16 protein-coding genes and 5 pseudogenes are annotated in these 18,689 nt (G+C 68.4%); 5 read left to right on the top strand and 16 right to left on the bottom strand.

What is annotated here, in order from left to right; genetic code table 11:
* Nucleotides 1-28 precede the first annotated feature (28 nt).
* Complete coding sequence (locus ACZ5SK_RS34205) at nt 29-2,050, top strand: glycoside hydrolase (protein ID WP_361706995.1); 2,022 nt, start codon at nt 29-31, stop codon at nt 2,048-2,050.
* 52 nt (nt 2,051-2,102) lie between these two features.
* Here the strand turns inward: ACZ5SK_RS34205 and ACZ5SK_RS34200 are convergent.
* The 3 genes and pseudogenes from ACZ5SK_RS34200 to ACZ5SK_RS34190 form a co-directional block, all read right to left on the bottom strand.
* Nucleotides 2,103-2,605: pseudogene (locus tag ACZ5SK_RS34200) on the bottom strand (MmyB family transcriptional regulator); the annotation flags it as partial.
* A 114-nt stretch (nt 2,606-2,719) separates the two neighbouring features.
* Complete coding sequence (locus ACZ5SK_RS34195) at nt 2,720-3,154, bottom strand: SDR family NAD(P)-dependent oxidoreductase (RefSeq protein ID WP_468576871.1); 435 nt, start codon at nt 3,152-3,154, stop codon at nt 2,720-2,722.
* 31 nt (nt 3,155-3,185) lie between these two features.
* Entirely contained in the window at nt 3,186-3,770 is a 585-nt protein-coding gene (locus tag ACZ5SK_RS34190) for a helix-turn-helix domain-containing protein (RefSeq protein WP_334582392.1), read from the bottom strand.
* A gap of 116 nt (nt 3,771-3,886) precedes the next feature.
* Here ACZ5SK_RS34190 and ACZ5SK_RS34185 point away from each other — a divergent pair, with 116 nt between their 5' ends.
* The 3 genes from ACZ5SK_RS34185 to ACZ5SK_RS34175 are packed head-to-tail and all read left to right on the top strand — an operon-like array spanning nt 3,887 to nt 6,147.
* Complete coding sequence (locus ACZ5SK_RS34185; protein ID WP_334582393.1) at nt 3,887-4,723, top strand: DMT family transporter; 837 nt, start codon at nt 3,887-3,889, stop codon at nt 4,721-4,723.
* 40 nt (nt 4,724-4,763) lie between these two features.
* On the top strand, nt 4,764-5,411 hold the full coding sequence (locus tag ACZ5SK_RS34180) for an FMN-binding negative transcriptional regulator (RefSeq protein WP_334582394.1): 648 nt from the start codon (nt 4,764-4,766) through the stop codon (nt 5,409-5,411).
* A gap of 28 nt (nt 5,412-5,439) precedes the next feature.
* The gene (locus ACZ5SK_RS34175; protein ID WP_334582395.1) at nt 5,440-6,147 is read left to right on the top strand and encodes a B3/B4 domain-containing protein; all 708 of its coding nucleotides are present in this window, start codon (nt 5,440-5,442) and stop codon (nt 6,145-6,147) included.
* 228 nt (nt 6,148-6,375) lie between these two features.
* On the opposite strand, the pseudogene ACZ5SK_RS34170 reads toward ACZ5SK_RS34175, so the two are convergent.
* From ACZ5SK_RS34170 to ACZ5SK_RS34125, 10 genes and pseudogenes are all read right to left on the bottom strand, one after another.
* Nucleotides 6,376-6,579 (bottom strand): annotated as a pseudogene (locus ACZ5SK_RS34170) (IS701 family transposase); the annotation flags it as partial.
* Nucleotides 6,580-6,709: 130 nt separating this feature from the next.
* Nucleotides 6,710-7,741, bottom strand: a complete 1,032-nt coding sequence (locus ACZ5SK_RS34165; RefSeq protein ID WP_334582397.1) for an FAD-dependent oxidoreductase — start codon at nt 7,739-7,741, stop codon at nt 6,710-6,712.
* A 181-nt stretch (nt 7,742-7,922) separates the two neighbouring features.
* A pseudogene (locus ACZ5SK_RS34160) lies at nt 7,923-8,320 on the bottom strand (alpha/beta fold hydrolase); the annotation flags it as partial.
* Between the two features lie 737 nt (nt 8,321-9,057).
* Nucleotides 9,058-10,116 carry an LLM class flavin-dependent oxidoreductase gene (locus ACZ5SK_RS34155; protein ID WP_334582398.1) on the bottom strand — a complete coding sequence of 353 codons (1,059 nt, stop codon included), beginning with the start codon at nt 10,114-10,116 and terminating at the stop codon, nt 9,058-9,060.
* Nucleotides 10,116-10,640, bottom strand: a complete 525-nt coding sequence (locus ACZ5SK_RS34150; protein WP_334582399.1) for an SRPBCC family protein — start codon at nt 10,638-10,640, stop codon at nt 10,116-10,118. Before ACZ5SK_RS34150 ends, ACZ5SK_RS34155 begins: the two co-directional genes overlap by 1 nt.
* A 115-nt stretch (nt 10,641-10,755) precedes the next feature.
* Nucleotides 10,756-11,205, bottom strand: coding sequence for a winged helix-turn-helix transcriptional regulator (locus tag ACZ5SK_RS34145; protein WP_457495039.1), 450 nt, complete (start codon nt 11,203-11,205; stop codon nt 10,756-10,758).
* Between the two features lie 833 nt (nt 11,206-12,038).
* Nucleotides 12,039-12,506, bottom strand: a pseudogene (locus tag ACZ5SK_RS34140) (SDR family oxidoreductase); the annotation flags it as partial.
* A 477-nt stretch (nt 12,507-12,983) separates the two neighbouring features.
* A complete protein-coding gene (locus ACZ5SK_RS34135) occupies nt 12,984-13,553 on the bottom strand; it encodes a TetR/AcrR family transcriptional regulator (protein WP_334582400.1) in 570 nt (189 codons plus the stop codon).
* Between the two features lie 44 nt (nt 13,554-13,597).
* A pseudogene (locus ACZ5SK_RS34130) lies at nt 13,598-13,849 on the bottom strand (hypothetical protein); the annotation flags it as partial.
* 18 nt (nt 13,850-13,867) lie between these two features.
* Nucleotides 13,868-14,371 carry a TetR/AcrR family transcriptional regulator gene (locus ACZ5SK_RS34125; RefSeq protein WP_468576867.1) on the bottom strand — a complete coding sequence of 168 codons (504 nt, stop codon included), beginning with the start codon at nt 14,369-14,371 and terminating at the stop codon, nt 13,868-13,870.
* Between ACZ5SK_RS34125 and ACZ5SK_RS34120 the strand changes: the two genes are divergently transcribed.
* Complete coding sequence (locus ACZ5SK_RS34120; protein ID WP_334582402.1) at nt 14,345-16,030, top strand: MMPL family transporter; 1,686 nt, start codon at nt 14,345-14,347, stop codon at nt 16,028-16,030. The genes ACZ5SK_RS34125 and ACZ5SK_RS34120 overlap by 27 nt on opposite strands.
* 31 nt (nt 16,031-16,061) lie before the next feature.
* Here ACZ5SK_RS34120 and ACZ5SK_RS34115 read toward each other — a convergent pair whose 3' ends face one another.
* From ACZ5SK_RS34115 to ACZ5SK_RS34105, 3 genes are all read right to left on the bottom strand, one after another.
* Nucleotides 16,062-16,451, bottom strand: a complete 390-nt coding sequence (locus ACZ5SK_RS34115) for a hypothetical protein (RefSeq protein WP_334582403.1) — start codon at nt 16,449-16,451, stop codon at nt 16,062-16,064.
* 173 nt (nt 16,452-16,624) lie between these two features.
* Nucleotides 16,625-17,923 (bottom strand): DUF3533 domain-containing protein, encoded by a 1,299-nt coding sequence (locus ACZ5SK_RS34110; RefSeq protein WP_334582404.1) that lies wholly within the window; start codon nt 17,921-17,923, stop codon nt 16,625-16,627.
* A gap of 347 nt (nt 17,924-18,270) precedes the next feature.
* Nucleotides 18,271-18,642 carry a hypothetical protein gene (locus ACZ5SK_RS34105; protein ID WP_468576865.1) on the bottom strand — a complete coding sequence of 124 codons (372 nt, stop codon included), beginning with the start codon at nt 18,640-18,642 and terminating at the stop codon, nt 18,271-18,273.
* Between the last annotated feature and the right edge of the window lie 47 nt (nt 18,643-18,689).

Genomic DNA, 18,689 nt, shown 5'->3' with positions numbered 1-18,689 from the left:
ACCCGCACCCGACCGCACAAGGAGAGACATGAACCCGCTGAAACGGCTCGGCCGTCGCCGAGCCTCGGTGTTATCCCTGCTGGCCGTGGCCACACTGGTCACACCCGTGGCCGCGACCGCCGCGCCCGACGCGCCCGACGCCGTCCGGGCCTCCACGCTGGGCGCGCAAGCGGCCCAGTCCGGACGGTACTTCGGAACGGCCGTGGCCGCCGGAAGGCTCAACGACGGCACCTACACCGGGATCCTGGACCGAGAGTTCAACTCGGTCACGCCCGAGAACGAGATGAAGTGGGACACGACCGAGCCGTCCCGCGGCTCGTTCAACTTCGGCCCCGGCGACCAGATCGTCAACCGCGCCACGGCCCACGGTCAGCGCATGCGCGGCCACACCCTGGTCTGGCACTCGCAACTGCCCGGCTGGGTCAACTCCATCAGGGACGCGAACACGCTGCGCAGCGTGATGAACAACCACATCACCACCGTGGCCAACCACTACAAGGGCCGCATCCACTCCTGGGACGTGGTCAACGAGGCCTTCGCCGACGGTGGCAGCGGCCAGCACCGCTCCTCGGTGTTCCAGAACCTCCTGGGCGACGGCTTCATCGAGCAGGCCTTCCGCACCGCCCGCTCGGCCGACCCTGCGGCCAAGCTCTGCTACAACGACTACAGCATCGAGGACTGGAACTCCGCGAAGACCCAGGGCGTCTACCGCATGGTCCGCGACTTCAAGGCGCGCGGCGTGCCCATCGACTGCGTCGGCTTCCAGTCCCACTTCGGCGCAGGCGGCCCTCCCGGCAGCTTCCAGACGACGCTGTCGAACTTCGCCGCCCTCGGCGTGGACGTGCAGATCACAGAGCTGGACATCGCGCAGGCGTCGGCCACCGCGTACGCGAGCACGGTGCGGGCCTGCCTGAACGTCGCGCGCTGCAACGGCATCACCGTCTGGGGCATCCGCGACAGCGACTCCTGGCGCTCCGGTGAGAACCCGCTGCTGTTCGACCGCAACGGCAACAAGAAGGCCGCCTACCGCTCGGCGCTGACCGCGATGGGCGGCACGCCCGCCGCACGCACCGCGGTCGCGCCCCGGTCCGCCGCCGCGCTGCCCTCCAGTTTCTCGTGGAGCTCCAGCGGCGCCCTGATCGCGCCGAAGCCCGACTCGACCCACAACATCGCGGGCATCAAGGACCCGACGGTCGTCTACTACAACGGCAAGTACCACGTGTTCGCGAGCACCGCGAGCGCCGCCGGGTACAACCTCGTGTACCTGAGCTTCTCCGACTGGTCGCAGGCGGGTTCGGCCACCCACCACTACCTGGACCGCACGGCCGTCGGCGCCGGGTACCGGGCCGCGCCGCAGGTCTTCTACAACACGCAGCAGCGCCTGTGGTATCTCGTCTACCAGACCGGCAACGCGTCCTACTCCACCAACCCCGACATCAACAACCCGAACGGGTGGAGCGCACCGCGCAACTTCTACTCGTCGATGCCGGACATCATCAGGCAGAACATCGGCAACGGCTTCTGGGTCGACATGTGGGTGATCTGCGACAGCGCCAACTGCTACCTGTTCTCCTCCGATGACAACGGGCACCTGTACCGCTCGCAGACGACTGTCGGCCAGTTCCCGAACGGGTTCACCAACACCGTCATCGCGGCGCAGGACAGCAAGTACAACCTGTTCGAGGCGAGCAACGTCTACAAGGTGCAGGGCGCCAACCAGTACCTGCTGATTGTCGAGGCGATCGGATCGGACGGCAGGCGGTACTTCCGCTCCTGGACGTCGGGCAGCCTCGCCGGCTCGTGGACGCCGCTCGCCGCGTCCGAGAACAACCCCTTCGCACGGGCCAACAAGGTGTCCTTCCCGTCCGGGGCATGGACCCGGGACATCAGTCACGGTGAGATGATCCGCGCCGGGTACGACCAGACGCTGACCATCCCCAACTGCCGTCTGCAGTACCTGTACCAGGGCCTGAACCCCAACGCGAGCGGCGACTACAACAGTCTGCCGTGGCGGCTCGGACTGCTCACCCAGACCAACTCGACCTGCTGACGACCTGGGCCCCGCCGCTCGTGCGGGGCCCAAGTCCTGTCATCGGCCGCTGTCAGCGAAGGGAGGAAGAGGGCGACAGGCTGTGGTCGGCGGCCCAGGAAGCGAGGAGGCGCAGCCGCTCGTGGGTGGGAGAACCGGGCGCAGCGGTCCAGACGGTGAGGTGCTGGTCGGGATCGGTGTTGGCGGAAAGGGTGTCCCGGTCCAGGACGAGTTCACCGACGACCGGATGGTTGAGGGTCTTGGTGCCCACGGTACGGGCGGCGACGCGGTGGTCGCCCCACCAGCGGGCGAACTGCTTGTCGCGCGTGGACAGTTCACCGACCAGCTCGATCAGCCGCAGGTTCTTGGGATACTTCGCCGCCTCCATGCGCAGTTGCTCCACGGCGATCAACGCCGAGCCCTTCCAGTCCGCGTACAGGCTGTGCATCGCCGCCCCTGCACGATGGCCGGGGTCGCGGTGAGATCGTCCAGCACGCGTTGCAGCTGTGGCCAATCCTTCTGCCTGCCTGGGCGCCGGGTGCGGACGGTGGTCTTGCCCGCGAGCTGGAACAGGTGACTCGTACGGGAGGTCGAAACAGGCGCCGAGTGTGATCGGGCGCGCCAGCTGTTGCGGGTCATGACGTTGATGGCGCCGGTGGGGTGTCGGGCAGTGCTGTTGGATCTTCGAGGTCATTCGGGGCGCTTCGTGAGTCTGGTGCTGAGGTCCCAGAGCTTCTGCTGGATGCTCGGATCGTAGGCATCCGCGTGTGCCTTTGCGGCACGGGTGCCGTCTTCGAGGGAGTCGATGCTGTAACCGACCGAATCCAAGACCATCTTGGTCGGCATGAAGGTGGCCGGGTGCAGGCTGTTGACCATGACCCGGTGCGGGTCGAGTTGTCGGGCGAGCACAAAACCCGTGGCGATCATCGCCAGTTTCGACTGGCCGTAGGCGCGCATGCCCGAGTAGCCGTGTTCGAGGGTGGGGGCGTCGAAGTTGATCGGGGCCTGGCCGATCGAAGCGACGTTGACGATACGGGCGGGGGCGCCGCGGTTGAGCAGCGGCAGCAGGCGCCGGGTCAGGGCGAACGGTGCGAGACGGTTGACCGCGAAGCGGAACTCGCGCATGCCAAACGCACACCTGCTGCGGGGACAGAGATCAGGGTGCGGCGACAGGGCCGGGCGGCAGATGAACCGTCATGATCAGGTGGCAGGTCTCGGTATCGGAACCGCGGTAGGTGTGCGCGGTGTCGCCGTCGAAGCTCGCGGTCTGCCCGGCTTCCAGGGTGTACTCGGTTCCGTCGACGACCAGGACCATTCGGCCGGCCGTGACGCTGACCGTCTCCACGACCCCGGCCTGGTGGGGATGGCTCGGGTACTCCTCGCCCGGCTCCAGCCGCCAGCGCCAGACCTCGACCGGGGCCGGGCCCGAGGTCGTCAGCATGAGCCGCGCCTCGCTGCCCAGCTCGCCCGTCCACAGCGGGGCCACGTCGGCGGCGGCCACGACCCGGACCCGCCCCTCGTGCGCCCCCTGCATCAGCGCGGACACCGAGATACCGAGGGTGTCGGCCAGCCGCACCAGGGTGGCCAGGTTGGGGTTGCCCTGCGCCTTCTCCAGCGCCACCAGGGCGCCCTTGCTCACCTGGGCCCGTCGGCCGAGTTCCTCCAGGGACAGGCCCGCGCGTACCCGCGCCGCCCGGACGTTGTGCGCGACCGTCCGAAGCGCCGTCACTGTCTCGGCCACCTGTTCACCGTCCTCATCAATGGACCAGCTCGATGCACCGCACGGTCGTTTGATTGACATCCGCCGGTCGTTCCGTTGTACCGTAGAGCCGTTCCATTGATAGTAAGGGATGTACCGTGATCGCTCTGCTGCTGGCTCTGGGCAGCTCGCTCGCCTACGGATGCGCCGACTTCCTCGGCGGCATGGGTGCCCGCAAGGCCCATGTGCTGCGCACCGTGATGGTTGCGGCGCCGGCCAGTCTCGCGGTCGAGCTGCTGCTGTGGCCACTGCTCGGCGCCTCGTTCAGCGCATCGGCCCTCGGCTGGGGCGCCGCGTCCGGAATTGCCTCGGCCGCCGCGTTCGCCCTGCTCTACCGCACGCTGGCGATCGGCCCGATGAACGTGCTCTCGCCCGTCACCGCGCTGGTCTCCGCCGTACTGCCCGTCGGCGTCGGCCTGCTGCAGGGCGAAGACCTGACTGCCGTCCGGCTGGTGGGTCTCCCGCTCGCGCTGGTCGCGGTGATGCTGGTCAGCGCCGGACACGGCGCGGGCTCGGCGCGCCCGTCCCGTATGGCGCTGCTGCTGGCCTTCGGCGCGGGTGCCGCCATCGCACTTCAGCTGATCTTCCTGCACCAGGCGCCCACCGACAGCGGACTGGCCCCGCTGATCGTCGGCCGCGCGGTTTCCTCCGGCCTCACCCTGGCCGCGGCCGGGCTGCTGCACCGCAGGCTCGGCACCGAGCGGCCCGCGTACACGATGTCGGCCGCCGCGGGCGTGCTGGACTCCCTGGCGAACATGCTGTTCCTGTTCGCGGCACGCAGCGGGGACCTCACCGTCGTCGCCGTGATCACCGCCCTCTACCCGGCGGGCACCGTCCTGCTCGCCCGGAGCGTCCTCGCCGAACGCATCCACCGCGGCCAGCTCGTCGGCCTGGGCACCGCAGCCGTCGCCGTCAGCCTGCTCGCCCTGACCTGACCCCACTCCGGCACACCGCCGACCACGCAAGGAGCCCAGCATGTTCGTGCATCCCTGGGATGCCAGTCTCGACGATGCCGAATGGCAGACCTGGATCGCCGAAGGGCATGACTTCGGCATCCTGAGCGTCAACGGTCGGCTCGGTCACTCCCCGATGACGGTCCCCACCCACTTCGCCGACGACGGCAACCAGCTCCTCATCCATCTCGCCCGCCCCAACCCGGTCTGGAACACCATCGAGCACGACCCGAACGTGACGTTCACCGTCATCGGCGACTACGCCTTCATCCCCGGCCCCTGGCGCGCGGGACCCGACATGCCCGCCACGGACGGCGTACCCACCAGCTATTACGCCGCCGTCCAGTTCACCTGCCAGGCTCACATCGTCGACGACCCCGAAGCCAAGGCCGAACTGCTACGCCGCCAGCTCGCCCACTTCCAGCCGGACGGCGACCACGCCCCCGTCGCCGTCGGCCAGGCCCCCTACGGCCGGATGCTGTCCGGCATCCGCGGCCTGCGCCTGGAAGTCACCGACGTGAAGGCCAAGTTCAAGTACGACGACGATGAGCCCGTCAAGCACCGCACCGCCGTCGCCGACCGCCTCACCGCACGCGGCCAGGGCCTCGACGCGCCCACCGCACACCAGCAACTCCGCCGCCTGGACCGCATCGGCCCCTGGAAGCCCTGACCCGCCCGCACGAACGGACCCCTGATCCATGACCTCCTTCCGCATCGCCCCCGCCGTCGCAGCGGCCTTCCCCGACACCCTCATCGCCCTCATCACCGCCTCCGGCCTGCGCGGCCACGAACCCTGGCCGCACACCACCACCGCCCTGGAGGAACTGGAGCAGCAACTCGCCGACGGCACCTGGCAGCCCGCCGACGAGACCGACCCCCGCATCGAGGCCTGGCACGTCGCCTACCGCTCCTTCGGCACCAACCCGCGCCGCATTCGGCCCAGCGTCGACGCACTCGGCCGCCGGCTCGCCAAGAAAGGCAGCCTGCCGCGCATCAACCCGGCCGTCGACTCCTACAACTCCGTCTCCGTCCGCCACGGCCTGCCCGCCGGCGCCTTCGACCTCGGCCACGTCACCGGCGACGTCGACATCCGCCACGCGGACGGCACCGAGTCCTTCACCCCGCTCGGCGAACCCGACACCGTCGAGCACCCCAAGCCCGGCGAAATCATCTACGCCGACGCCACCGACGTCCTGACCCGGCACTGGAACCACCGCGACGCCCACCGCACCCGGGTCACCGAGGACTCCACCCATGTCGCCTTCGTCCTGGAGACCCTCCACGCCGACCGGGACGGCGACCTCCTCAAGATCGCGGCGGAGGAACTGCAGGGCCTGCTCGCCCCGCACGCCGACCAGACCGCCGTGCACTACCTCAGCCGAACCCAACCCCAGACCACCGTCTGAGACCTCAGGCGTGGGGCACCCCCAGAGCCGAACCCAGACCCGCCGGCTCGAACATCGATGCCTTCCGTCACGTCGGCGGCCTGGTCTCACAGATCGTCGCCATGCTGTTCCTGCTGCTCGTCGCCGTGCTCAACCTCCTGGTGCTGACCGGCATCGTCGGCCTGTGGCGGCGTATAGAGGATGCCGACCGGATACATGTGCCAGGCGAACGGATCAGCCCGCGGCGGCATCCGCGTCCCAGCGGGCGTAGCGCAGCAGGCGCCGCATCGGCCCGGGCCGGGCATGGCCGGCCTGTTCGGCCAGTTGCCCGCAGTTCTTCCGCCCGACACTCGACAGCATCCCGAGCAGGTAGGCGCGGGCAGTCGCTCGGGGCTCCACTCGCCCGTACCGGCCGCGATGCGGGTCATGACCTGATCGAACATCGCCTGCCAACGGACAGGGTCTACGTGGCCTGCGGCCACCGCACGATCTTCAGGAGTCCACACAACCCCCGATGATCACGCGATGGCCGTACCCGTTCTCCGCCGGGTCCGCGGCAAGATCGCGAACCCTGGCTGAGGCATCAGGAGTGATCGAACAGGGTGACTACGCTCTGCGGTGCTTCCCGGCCGAAAAAGACTTCCAGGTTCTGCGCCGAGCGGCCGGCGGCGTCGCTACTACGCAGGAACAGCCGCTCTTCGTAGGCGCTGAGCGCGACCTCTATGTCGGGTTGCTCAACCAGCTTGCTCGCCAGGTCCGCGCCGTCGTACATGGCGAGGTTCGCGCCCTCGCCGGCAAAGGGCGACATCAGATGCGCGGCGTCGCCGACGAGCGTCACTGCGGGCACCCTGTCCCATTTAAGCCCGACGGGAAGGGCGTAGATGGGTCGGAGCCACGGTTCCGCGTCGCTCTCTGTCACGAAGGCGGTGAGCAGCGGCGACCAGCCGTCGAACTCGTCGGCAAGTTGGCGGAGGCCCGCGGACGGGTCGCCGAAGTCGATCGACCTCATCCACTCCTCGGGCTTGTTCAGCGCCACGCATCCGCGCGCACAGTTCTGGCCGCCCGAGGTGAGGGCGATCTCGATGAAGCAGGTTCCGCTGAAGAGAGGCTCGGCGGGGGTGAGCAGCGGACGCACCTTCGACCAGGCGCCGTCCGCGCCGATGACGATGTCGGCGCGGGTGGCGGAACCGTCCGCGAAGGCGAGACCGTAGCCGCCCTCCGGACGGTGCCGGACCGAGGCGAGCTTGTGACCCCACCTGATCGTCCCGGGCGCCAGCGAGTCGATGAGCAGGCGCCTGAGTTCGCCACGATCCACCTCAGGACGGGCCGAACCGGGGTCCGCAGGCATGTCGAACAGGATCATGCCGTGTCGGTCGACCACACGCTTGGCGTCCTCGCCCGGGCGGACCAGAGTGAGGAACTCGTCGTACAGACCAGCTGCGCGAAGCGCGACCTGTCCGGTCTCTTCGTGGATGTCAAGCAGGCCACCCTGTGCACGGGTCGACGCCGAAGCCTCACCCTCGTAGATCGTCGCGGCGACGCCGTGAGCCTGAAGCACCCGGGCGAGCGTCAGCCCGCCCAGTCCCGCTCCGACGATGGCGATGGTCTTCTGCATGCTGCGCTCCTCTGTAGCGCCGACACGCGTCGGCGATAGTCAGCGCCGTGAGCGGACGGGATGTCCGGTCTCGGCAGGAGACGCTCACCGATCAGAACCATCTGCATCGATGTATGTGCGATACCCGGCGGGTGGACCCGCGAGCCATCGTTTTTCGCGACCCTGTGACTATAGCCCGGCATCCACCTCGCACCGGCGGAACGCTCAGCCCGGCCACGGCGCGCACCACGTCCGGGCGCAACATGGTCGTGACCCAGGCGCCCGGCGCCCCCCAGTCGTGTCCGACCAGGATCGCCTGCTCTTCGCCGAGTTCCCGGATCAGGCCGATGACGTCGCCGGCCAGGTGCAGCAGGGTGTACGCGGAGACGTCCTCTGGCTGGTCGCTGCGGCCGTAGCACGCTGGTCGAGAGCGACGACACGGTATCCGGCCGCCGCGAGCGGGGCGAACTGGTGCCGCCACGAGTACCAGCTCTCCGGCCAGCCGTGCAGGAGCACCACGAGCGGGCCCTGGCCTTGCTCGGCGATGTGGAACCGCAGGCCGTTCACCTTGACGTGACGGTGGTTTACGGCTCTTACCATGGGCATTCTCCATGAACGTGGATGGTGCGGTGGTTGTTCGGCCGAATCCGGGTGGAGCGCGGACGGATCTTGCGACACGCCTGCCTTCACGCGCCGGGTGCGGTAGCTCGCGAGCATCCCGGCACGTGTCGGTTTCGATGCCGTCGGAAGCAACGGCTGCGACATACTGCGGGCTGGACTCAGGGCGTCGACAGTGTCGGCCGGACCGGTGTCCACCCAGCCGACGATTCCGGTCAAAGCGATCCAACAGGCTTGTGTCCGGCCGCCGTTGTTCTCGACGGCGGACACCGACGGCGCGGGCCCTGCCGAGGACCGTCGGAGAGAGCGGACGGTCAGACATGGGCCAGCTCGGCGGCTTCCGCGAGCGTCCGCACGACGGTGAGCCGCTCGTCCAAGGGGTGTCCCCGGGCCGCCGGGTGCGGCGCCTCCCGGGGCGACGATGAGCGTGGTCACACCTGCGTCGGCGTACGCCTTCAGGAGGTCCGCGATGCGCTCTCGGGTCCCACTCACACCGCATCTCGCAGGCAAGACCGTGATCAGCTGCGTCGATCTCATGCGTGAGCGGCGGATTCCCGGCGCCCTATGCACCCGCAGCGGGTGCGGCACGGTGGCCTGGCGACTGTCGCGGAGGCACTGTTGCGATTCTCCACACCGACGCTCGCCGCTCTGCCGCAGCTTCCCGCACAGGTCGACAACGATGGGCGCCCGCCTCGCTCCCGACGCATTTCCGCGGCCGGCTACCGCCCAGTCTCGTCCTCGATGTCGCGGACCAGGTCGATGGCCCGGCCGAGGTTGGTGAGCCGTGCGTCCAGGGTCTCGCCGGCGGGGTAGAGGCGGACGGTGTCGACACCGGCGTCGCGCCACACCCGCAGCCGCGCCCGCACCCTGTCCTCGGTGCCGATCAGCGTGGTGGCCAGCACCATCTCGTCGGTCACGAGACCGGCCGCGCCGTCGCGGTCTCCGGACTGCCAGCGCTCCCGGACCTCGGCCGCGACCTCGGCCCAACCCTGGCGGCTGTAGGCGCTGTTGTAGAAGTTCGTCGTCGCGGAGCCCATGCCGCCGAGGCTGAACGCCAGCTCCTTCTTGCGGCCGGCCACCATCGCGTGCAGCGCGTCCTCGTCCTCGGCGAACGCCACCTCGGCGCCCTGACAGATGTCCAAGTCGGTGCGGGAACGACCCGATGCGGCGAGCCCCGCGTCCAAGTGGTCGAAGTACGCCTCCTTGGCGCCCTCGGGCACGAAACTGGTGCCCAGCCAGCCGTCCGCGATCTCCCCGGTCAGGTACAGCATCTTCGGCGAGAGGGTCGCCAGGTAGATCGGGATGTCGTGCTCGGCGCGCATGGACAGCCGCATGGGCTTCGCTTCCCCGCCCGGCAGCGGGAGTTGGAACTCCCGCCCCGTGTAGGAGACTTTCTCCCCCGAGGCGGCCTGCCGCACGATCTCGACCGTCTCGCGCATCCGGGACAGCGGCCGGGCGAACGGCACCCCGTGCAGACCTTCGATCACCTGTGGCCCGGACGGGCCCAGCCCCAGCAGAAAGCGACCCTCGGAGAGGTTCGACAGGGTGATCGCGGCCCGGGCGATGGCCATTGGTGTGCGGGTGGCGAGCTGAATGATGGCCGAGCCGAGCAGCATGCGCTCGGTCTTCGCGGCGAGGTAGCCCAGCGGCGACGGCGCCTCGGCACCCCAGGCCTCCGCGACCCAGCAGATGTCCATGCCGAGTTTCTCCGCCTCCACGACGAAGTCGACCGTCTCCGGCCAGTTCGCGGAAGCCTCGATCGTGGTCGACGTACGCATCACACACGCGCCTTTCCAGGCTCTTCGGCCAGCTTCCTGATCGCCTCAAGCGTGGTGGCGATGTTGCTCTCGAACTCACGCATGCGCACGAAGACGATCTTCTGCTCCTTCTCCGGCATCCGGTCGATGGCGACGGACAGGCCCGAGCGGCCCGGCCCCATCTGCATCCACTGCCTCAGCAACGTGCCGTCGTCCCGCGGCTCCAGCGTGAACCGCCAGATCGCTGACGGGAACTGCGGATCCGCCACCGCCCAGGCGAACACCCTCAGGGGCTCGTACTCGACGATGTGGGACGTGGTGGCCCACTCCCCGAACGCCTCGTGCTTGCTCCGGCCCACGAAACGGGCCCCCAACGCAGGTCCTGTCCGTCCGTCCAGCCACTCCACCGACTGCAGTTCCGAACTCAGGCTCGGCATCAGTTCGATGTCGGAGATCAGTTCCCACACCCGCTCCGGCGGAGCCGCGATCCAGATCGGCACCTCGACATGGGGCTTGTCCGCATAGCGCGCGCCCGTCCACTCCACGATCCGGCCCTCCTCATCAGTACGACCGCCTTCAGGAAGATAAAGCCCTGACCACCAAAGTTGTTTAAAAAGACTCACTTGTCAAGGGAGGTGGCGTTCTTCGGGCAGGGCTGATTCAGCGGGCGAACCGCTCCCGCACATCCGGCCGCTCGGCCAGGCGCGGCGGATAGCCCGGCCCCAGCCGGGCGTGCGTGTTGTCGGCGGTCATCGGCTCACCGCAGGCGGCGCACACCACTTCGGCGTGGCTCTCCTGGCCGCAGACGTCGTGATACATCACCACCGGTGGGCCTTCCTCACCGGACAGCCAGCGATCCCCCCAGCGGTTCATGGCCAGCAACACCTTGTGGAAGTCACGCCCCTTCTCAGTGAGTACGTAGTCGTACCGGACCGGCTCGGTCTGGTAGGGCCGCTTCTCCATCAAGCCCTCGTCCACGAGCCGCCGCAGCCGGTCGGTCAGCGTGTTGCGAGCGATCCCCAGCGACTCCTGGAACTCGTCAAAGCGCTTGATCCCATATCCGGCCTCCCGCAGCACCAGGGGCGTCCACCAGTCACCCAGCAGATCCATGGTCCGAGCGATCGAGCAGGGCCAATGCGCGAAGGATGTACGCCTCATGATGCCAGCATACGGTTCGTCTCGGAAAGAAACCCAGCAGGTCGCACCGCTTGGCATGGCCGCAATGGACGCGTCAATACGTTGCTGTCGGCCCGGGACACGATAGGGCTGTAAGGCTGAGTCTCGGCGTCGGAAGGCACGCCACGCCCCCCTCGGTCGGCACGCGGCGCCGGGACCCTCTGACAGTCGCGGCGGTTTCGCTGCGACGGCCGCACCACCGCTCAAGCTTGGGAGGTACGTCGAGGTAGACCGGGCTACCGGGCCGCTGCGGGGATGCCGGTCCAAGAGGCCTGTGATGCCGGCTCGGGCCACGACCATGCAGGCGAAAGGATCTTCGGCGGCGACAGCCTTGATCCGTATCCGTGGATCCCCGGGATGGCGAGCTTTCCGGCTCTCTGTCCTGCCTGGTCGATTCCGTGTCGTCCAGGCCGAGTTGGAGCTTGAGGCCGAGAGGTTCTGCTCCAGTTGAACGGCGCCGGCCAAGACGGCGGGTCCGTCCCCAGCGTCAGCCCCAGCCCCGGCCCCTCCACCACCGCGTCACCCAGCGAGCCCTCCGTCATCACCGGCCTTGCGGACCTCCTCGGCTCCCTGCTCCACGACGACGCCGAGCAGCAAAGTCCGACACCCGACGCTGACTCCTCGCCTAGCTCGGCCGCTACGACGCCGGAGGCCACGGCGCCCTCCGACCCACTGCCGTCCACGACACACGCATCACCTGGCCCCAGCGACCGGACTGCCGAAGGATTCTGCGTAGATCTCCCTGAGGCCAGCGAGTGCGCGTTACAGCGCAGGGAGTTGGTCTGGGACCACAGGGCGGCCTTGGAGGCGCTGTAGGGCGTGCCGTCGGCCAGCCAGGACAGGGCCGAGTGGACATTGAGGATGTGGCCACCGCCGTTGCGCTCGATGATCGGCGCGAAAGCCCGGGTGACCAGCAGCGGCCCGTAGAAGTTGGTGTCCAGGTCCCGGCGCACGTCCTCCATCGGCGAGTCGAGGTACGAAGCGCGGACCGAGGCGCCGGCGTTGTTGATCAGGATGGTGACGTCCTGGGCCTGCTCGGCCGCGGCCGTCACGGATGCCGGGTCGGTGACCTCGAGCGCGAGCGGCACGGCACCGGGGTGCGTCACCGTGCGCGGGTCGCGGGCCGTGGCGTAGACCTTGCCGGCGCCGCGCGCGTAGAGCTCCTCGACCAGCATCCTGCCGATGCCCCGGCCGCCTCCGGTGACGAGGACGATGGCTCCCCTGATCGCTGTCACAACTGCCTCCACAATGAGAAACCGATCGGTTTCACTCGCTGTAAACCGATCGATTTCCGCCGGGGCTCCCTGTCGGAGTGCAGGGCGGCGAGCAGCCCCTCCACGCCAGGGCTAACGCTTACGCGCAACTGATCTCGGCGCACCCCGAGACGCTCCATATACAGATGCATGGACATGCCCTCGCGGCAGCCGCCGAGGCACAGGGTGATGAGTAGATCGGCCAGCTCGTCCGGGCCGGCTGGATGAAGGTCTGGTACACCGCGCACGTGCCACTGGGCACCGATGTCAACGAGACCACGAACTTCCTCGCACACCGCATGCTCATCAACACTCTTACGGCCATCGAACCTCCCTCCGACCGCCGGGAGGCAAGGGCATGAAGCCATGGGGAGCCGCTCCGAGCCGCTCCGGCTGCTGGAGACCGGCAGCCATTCGAAGAGCACTTTGGTTAGCGAGCCTGCCCGGAAGGGTGCTGCGTCAGCGCAGGTGTGCCGCATCGAGCATGGTGGTCACCGTGGGCGCGATGAGCCCTGTCAGTTTGTCTGCGCCGATCCCCGCACGGGCACTGGCACCGTCGAAGACCAGGCTCAGCTGACGGGCCAGCAGATCCGGGTCGCTCGCCCCACCCTGTTCGGCCTCGGCACGGAAGAAGGCTGTCAGGTTCCCCTTGATGCGATGCGCCACCTGGCTCGCGGGGTGGCTCTGATCCTTCAGCTCGATCTGCGCGGCCAGATACCGGCAGCCCCGGAATTCGGGTGCGCCCGCCTGCAGTTCCACCTGCTCGAAGACGTGCAGGATCCGCTCGCGGGATGAACGGCCGTCGTCCGCCGCGGGCAGGAGCCCGGCCACGAAGGCGGCGGCGCGTTCCTCCAGGCTCGCCGCCAGCAGTTCGTCCTTGCTCTCGAACAGCTGGTACATGGAACGCTTCGACACGCCCGCCGCCTTGCACAGCGCGTCGATGCCGATGTGGACACCGTCTCGGTAGGTGAGCGTGGCCGCCGCCTCCAGCAGCCGCTCTCTGGAACTTGGCTTCACTTCGGTGGTCATACTGCGAGATTAACTCGCTTCCGACGAAAAGAAAACCGATCGGTTTACGAGGAGATCGTCAGGACGACATCCCGCGCTGCACGGAGCCGAGGGGATGTTAGAAGCGCGCACAGAAGCTCGCCGACGCCCTCGAGGGGAAGACCGTCGCCGAGCCCTGCTCGCGCGGCCGCCGCGAGGCCGACGGCCATCACCACCCACCCCGGGGCCAGGCCCGCGTCGCCCTGGGCGTCGTAGTAGAGGATCGAGCGGACACCGCCTGTGATCTGCCGCAGCGGCTCGAACTCCGCGAGAAAGCGCAGGTCAGGTGACCTGAATCAATTGCGTGCGACATTACCGAGCGAGGCGCGCAGGTCGTCCTCTCCGGTGAGCAACGGAGGCAGGGGGGTCGCGTCGGCCGGGTTGAGTGAGTCGAAGAGCAGGGCGATGAAGCGGGCGCGCAGTGAGGGTGTGGTGCCGGGCAGTGCGAGGCCGGCGACGGCCATGACGAGGAAGTGAGGGATGTCCTCAGCGGTGAGGTCGGGACGGACCTCGCCGGCCTGCTGCGCGCGCACCAGGAGTGGGTGGAGTGAGGCGCTGAAGCGCTGGAGGACTTCCACTGCGACGTCGGCGAAGTTGCCGGCGAAGGTGACCAGACCCCGCTCCTCGGTGATCAGGTCGAGCAGATGCGTGGCGATGTCCTGAAGGGCCTGGCGGGTATGCGGGGAGTCGGCGGCTCGCTCGATGAGAGGGAGCAGGTCGGTTTCGAGGATGTCCTCCAGGACAGCCCGGACGATGGCCTCACGGTTGGGGAAGTGGCGGTAGAGCGTGGCGATGCCCACGCCGGCTTCTGCCGGCTGATCACTCTGGGATCGGTCGTCGCGGCGGGTCTGCCACTCGTCATCGCCCTGGCCGGCGTCACGGTGGGAGTCGGCGGCGCCTTCACCCTCTCCACCATTTTCGAGATCCACTCGCTCGCCGCGGTGCTGGCGCTGATGCTGGGGCTGGCCGTCGGCATCGACTACGCACTGTTCATCGTCAACCGAGAACGCCGACTGATCCTCGACCAGGGCATGGACCCCCATGAAGCGACCGGCCGTGCGCTCGGCACCGCCGGGAGCGCGGTCTTCTTCGCCGGCAGCACCGTCATCATCGCTCTGGCCGGGCTTCTGGTCATCGGCATCACGCTGCTCAGCACCATGGCCATCGTCGCGGCCGGCACGATCGCGATCGCCGTCCTGCTCGCCCTGACCCTGCTGCCCGCTTTGCTGGGCCTGGTCAAAGAACGCATCTGCCCCGCCCGTACCCGGCGAAGGGAACAGGAGCGGACAGGAGGTGGCGAGCGCACCCGGGCTGTCCGCTGGGGAGCACTGCTGGTCCGCCACAGGTACGCCGCCCTCGCCGCCTCGATCCTGATCCCGGCGATCCTGGCGGTGCCCGCCGCCGGCATGAAACTGGGCCTGCCCTCCGGCGCCAGCTACAACGACACCGGGCAGCGACGCAGCTACGACCTGGTCAGCGACGCGTACGGGCCCGGCTACAACGGCCCCCTGCTGATCGCCGTCGGTTCCACCACGAACGGCCAGCCCCTCACCCCCGCGACCCTTGCCGCGGTGACCTCGGACCTGCGAGGCGTCAAGGGCGCCACATCGGTCTCACTGGCCGGGATGAACCAGACCGGCACCACCGCCATCCTCAGCCTGATCCCTGGCAGCGGCCCGAACGACGAAGCCACCAAGGATCTCGTCACCGCCGTACGGGACAAGAGCGCGCAAATCCGTGTGACCCGCGGCGCTGTCATCGGTATCGCCGGTTTCACCGCCCTCGCGATCGACGTCTCCGACCGGCTCGCCGACGTCCTGCCGCTCTACGTGGCCACCGTCCTCGGACTGTCCCTCATCGTCCTGCTCCTGGTCTTTCGCTCCCTCATGGTCCCCGTGACGGCCACCCTCGGCTTCCTGCTGAGCATCGCCGCCACCTTCGGCCTCACCACGGCCGTCTTCCAGTGGGGCTGGCTGCAGAGCGTGATCGGACTCGACGCCACAGCACCCGTCGTGAGCCTGCTGCCCATCATCATCACCGGCGTCCTGTACGGGCTCGCCATGGACTACCAGATGTTCCTGGTGACCTCCATACGCGAAGCACATGTCCACGGCGCCACCGCCATCAACGCCACCGTCACCGGCTTCGCGCGTGCCAGCTCCGTCGTCCTGGCGGCGGCCACCATCATGGTGTCCGTCTTCGCCGGCTTCGTCTTCAACGCCCAGCCCATGATCAAACAGGCCGGCTTCGCACTGGCCGCAGGCATCCTCATCGACGCCTTCGTCATCCGCATGACCTTCATCCCGGCCACCATGGCACTCGCCCAGGAGAAAGCCTGGTGGATCCCCGCCCGGCTGAACCGCCTGCTGCCCGACCTCGACGTCGAAGGCGACAAGCTAGCGCAGAGGATCCCGCTGCCCCACCCCACCGCAGCCCACCAGGCAGAGCCCATCAGCTGACCGGCGGCACCGTCCCCCTCTCACACTGTCATCAGGTCACCCGAAAGGGACGAGGCGGTCCCAGACAGACCGCCTTGCCAGCATCCCGGGCGACCCAGGCAGAGGAGAGCACCACAGGCTTGAGGCAGGCCATCGCCGACGCCACGAGTGCGTGGGCGCGAAGGTCGTCGGAGGGTTCCGATCCGTCGCCGAGGCGGCGGGAGATCTCCGGGACCGGCATGCTCTGCCGGCCCTGCGTCTTCTCCCACTGATGGGTCATCAATGCGCATGCGTCGTTGAGCAGCCGCATCAGGTTCAGCGACTGCCCGGGCTGGCCGGAATCGACCTGGGTGATCACGTCGAAGGCCCGGCGCAGGGAATCCCAGGGCCGCTCGCCTTCGGGGCGGGCGGCGAGCGCGGCGGCGACCTGCTCGATCTGCACGGCCAGATACCGGCAGCCTCGGAGTTCGGGTGGGCCCGCCCGATCGGTTTCTAGGGGTGTCGGGTGATGTCGGGTGCCGGGCGGCATCCGAGGTTCATGCAGAGGCTCGGCGACGGTCTTGAGGGAGAGACCGTCGCCGAGCCCTGGCCCCGTCCTGGGTGAGGTGCGTTCCGCTACGCGGCGGCGGCGGCCTTCTCGGGCGTCGCCTCGGCGGGGATACGGTGCAGCCCCCTGCGGTCGTACCAGCCGGTCACGCCGAAGCCGAACAGCGCGGCCGCCGCGAGGCCGACGGCCATCATCACCCAGGCGCGGGTCAGGCCGGCGTCGCCCTGGGCGTCGTAGTAGAGGATCGAGCGGACACCGCCGGTGATCTGCCGCAGCGGCTCGAACTCGGCGAGGAAGCGGTAGAAGGCGGGCAGTGCCTCGATGGGGGTGGTGGCGCCGGCCGTCGGCACCGCCATCCCGATGAAGACCAGCGTGACCACCAGCATGCCGGGTGTGCCGAAGACGGCGAGGAGAGTGAGCGCGCCGATCCCGGAGACCGCGATGGCGCACACCGAGTACAGCCACAGCAGGGGCAGGTGGGAGGCGTCCATGCCCATGAGGGTGACCGCGCCCACCATGACCAGAGTGCCCATCAGTAGCGACAGGCCGAGCATGACGGTGCTGCTGATGGCGAGGGTCTGTACCCGGGTCGCCCGGATCAGCGGGCGGTTGAGGCGCAGCGGGCCCATGTCGTTGTGGGTGTAACCGAGGGCGTGGTCGACCTGACCACTGATGACATTGGCCGAGAGCATGCCGCAGACCACCAGGGCGAGCGCGTAGTAGAACGCGGTGAGGCCCAGGCCGCTGTGCGAGTCGAGAGGATGGCCGTCCTCGACAGTAATGGCGGCCGGGTCCGCCAGCAGGACGCGCGCCGCGACGGGCAGCTTGGCCTGCCCTGCCCCGCTCTGCGCGGTCAGCTCCTTGCCCACCTGGAGCGAGGCGTTCTCGGCCGCCGTCGTCGTCGCCGTCCGGGCCAGGCCGGAGCCCAGACTGCCGGCGGACTGGTTGGTCAGCACCGTCAGCGTCGGACGGACCGGAGTCCCGGTGGCCGCGGCGTTGGTCAGCGCGAGGGTGGAAGAGGTGAAGCCGTCGGGCACGACAAGTGCGCCGAAGAGCTTGCCCTCACCGAGTTCCTCCTTCACCTCCCTTTCGTCCATCACCCTCCAGTCGATCCTGTCCCCGGCCGCGGTGGACTTCTTGATCGACCCGGTGATCTGTGATCCCAGATTGACCTGCTTGCCGGCGACAGCGGCCCCCTTGTCGGCGTTGACCAGAGCGACGGGCAGGTTCTTCATGTGGCCGGCCGGATCGATGTTGGCGCCGACGTAGAACACGGTGAACAACAGAGCCAGGGTGCCCGTGATGACGCCATTGGCGATCCACAGGGGTTTGGCGCGCAGTATGCGGAAGGGGTGAGGCCCACTCATGACTTACTCCGGTCTCGACAACACACAGAACGGCGGGCCTCCTGACTCGGCGGGCACGATCTGGCGACCACCCGCCGTTCCATCGAAGCCCCGGCTGCCGAGGCGACGGCACCCGGATCACGCTCAAACCGTCTCCCGCGGGAAACCGTTCAGTTTCAGCCACCGTAAACCGATCGGTTTCTTCATGCAAGCCCAAGCGGCGTGTCATTCCCCCGGCCTACACCCGCCACCACGACGGAAGTTGAGTACTGACCAGAGCGGCCGTCCCTGCCACCAGAAGCACCACCGGCGCTTGATGGGCAACTTTGTTCTGATGGGTTGATCAACTGATTGAGCCGACAGAGCCGTCACTGCGACGGTGCGGCGGTCACAGCCGGGCGGTGGCAGATGGAACCGTCAGCCCTCGGACACCATGAGGACGCCACGACCGATGAGCTTGCCGTCGTTGAGCGCGTGGAGTGCTTCGTTGACACCCTTGAGGGGGAACCGCGTGGTGCTGTTCTGATGACTCCCCGATGCGCAAGTGCCACGAGCTCCACCAGCTCGTTGTAGGTACCACCGCTGTTGCCCACGAAGCTCCTCTCCGGGATCAACTTCTGGCTGAGAATGTCGATCTCGAGCTTGGCTCCGGAGCCCACGAGGAAGTCGACGCCGTTGGTGGCGAGGACTTCGACACCGTCCTTCTGGGCACCCTCTTCGCCGACGTAGTCCAAGACCACCTCGGCACCCGCACGTGGGTCAGCTCCATGATCTCTGCGACGTGCGA

The organism is Streptomyces sp. NPDC031474, from assembly GCF_055581185.1.
This window is presented reverse-complemented; position numbering and strand designations above follow the sequence as displayed.

Bases quoted from the DNA above. Each gene is read 5' to 3' on its own strand.
- ACZ5SK_RS34205 (WP_361706995.1), top strand. From the start codon at position 29: ATGAACCCGCTGAAACGGCTCGGCCGTCGCCGAGCCTCGGTGTTATCC.
- ACZ5SK_RS34195 (WP_468576871.1), bottom strand. From the start codon at position 3,154: ATGCGCGAGTTCCGCTTCGCGGTCAACCGTCTCGCACCGTTCGCCCTG.
- ACZ5SK_RS34180 (WP_334582394.1), top strand. From the start codon at position 4,764: ATGTTCGTGCATCCCTGGGATGCCAGTCTCGACGATGCCGAATGGCAG.
- ACZ5SK_RS34175 (WP_334582395.1), top strand. From the start codon at position 5,440: ATGACCTCCTTCCGCATCGCCCCCGCCGTCGCAGCGGCCTTCCCCGAC.
- ACZ5SK_RS34165 (WP_334582397.1), bottom strand. From the start codon at position 7,741: ATGCAGAAGACCATCGCCATCGTCGGAGCGGGACTGGGCGGGCTGACG.
- ACZ5SK_RS34155 (WP_334582398.1), bottom strand. From the start codon at position 10,116: ATGCGTACGTCGACCACGATCGAGGCTTCCGCGAACTGGCCGGAGACG.
- ACZ5SK_RS34145 (WP_457495039.1), bottom strand. From the start codon at position 11,205: ATGGATCTGCTGGGTGACTGGTGGACGCCCCTGGTGCTGCGGGAGGCC.
- ACZ5SK_RS34135 (WP_334582400.1), bottom strand. From the start codon at position 13,553: ATGACCACCGAAGTGAAGCCAAGTTCCAGAGAGCGGCTGCTGGAGGCG.
- ACZ5SK_RS34110 (WP_334582404.1), bottom strand. From the start codon at position 17,923: ATGAGTGGGCCTCACCCCTTCCGCATACTGCGCGCCAAACCCCTGTGG.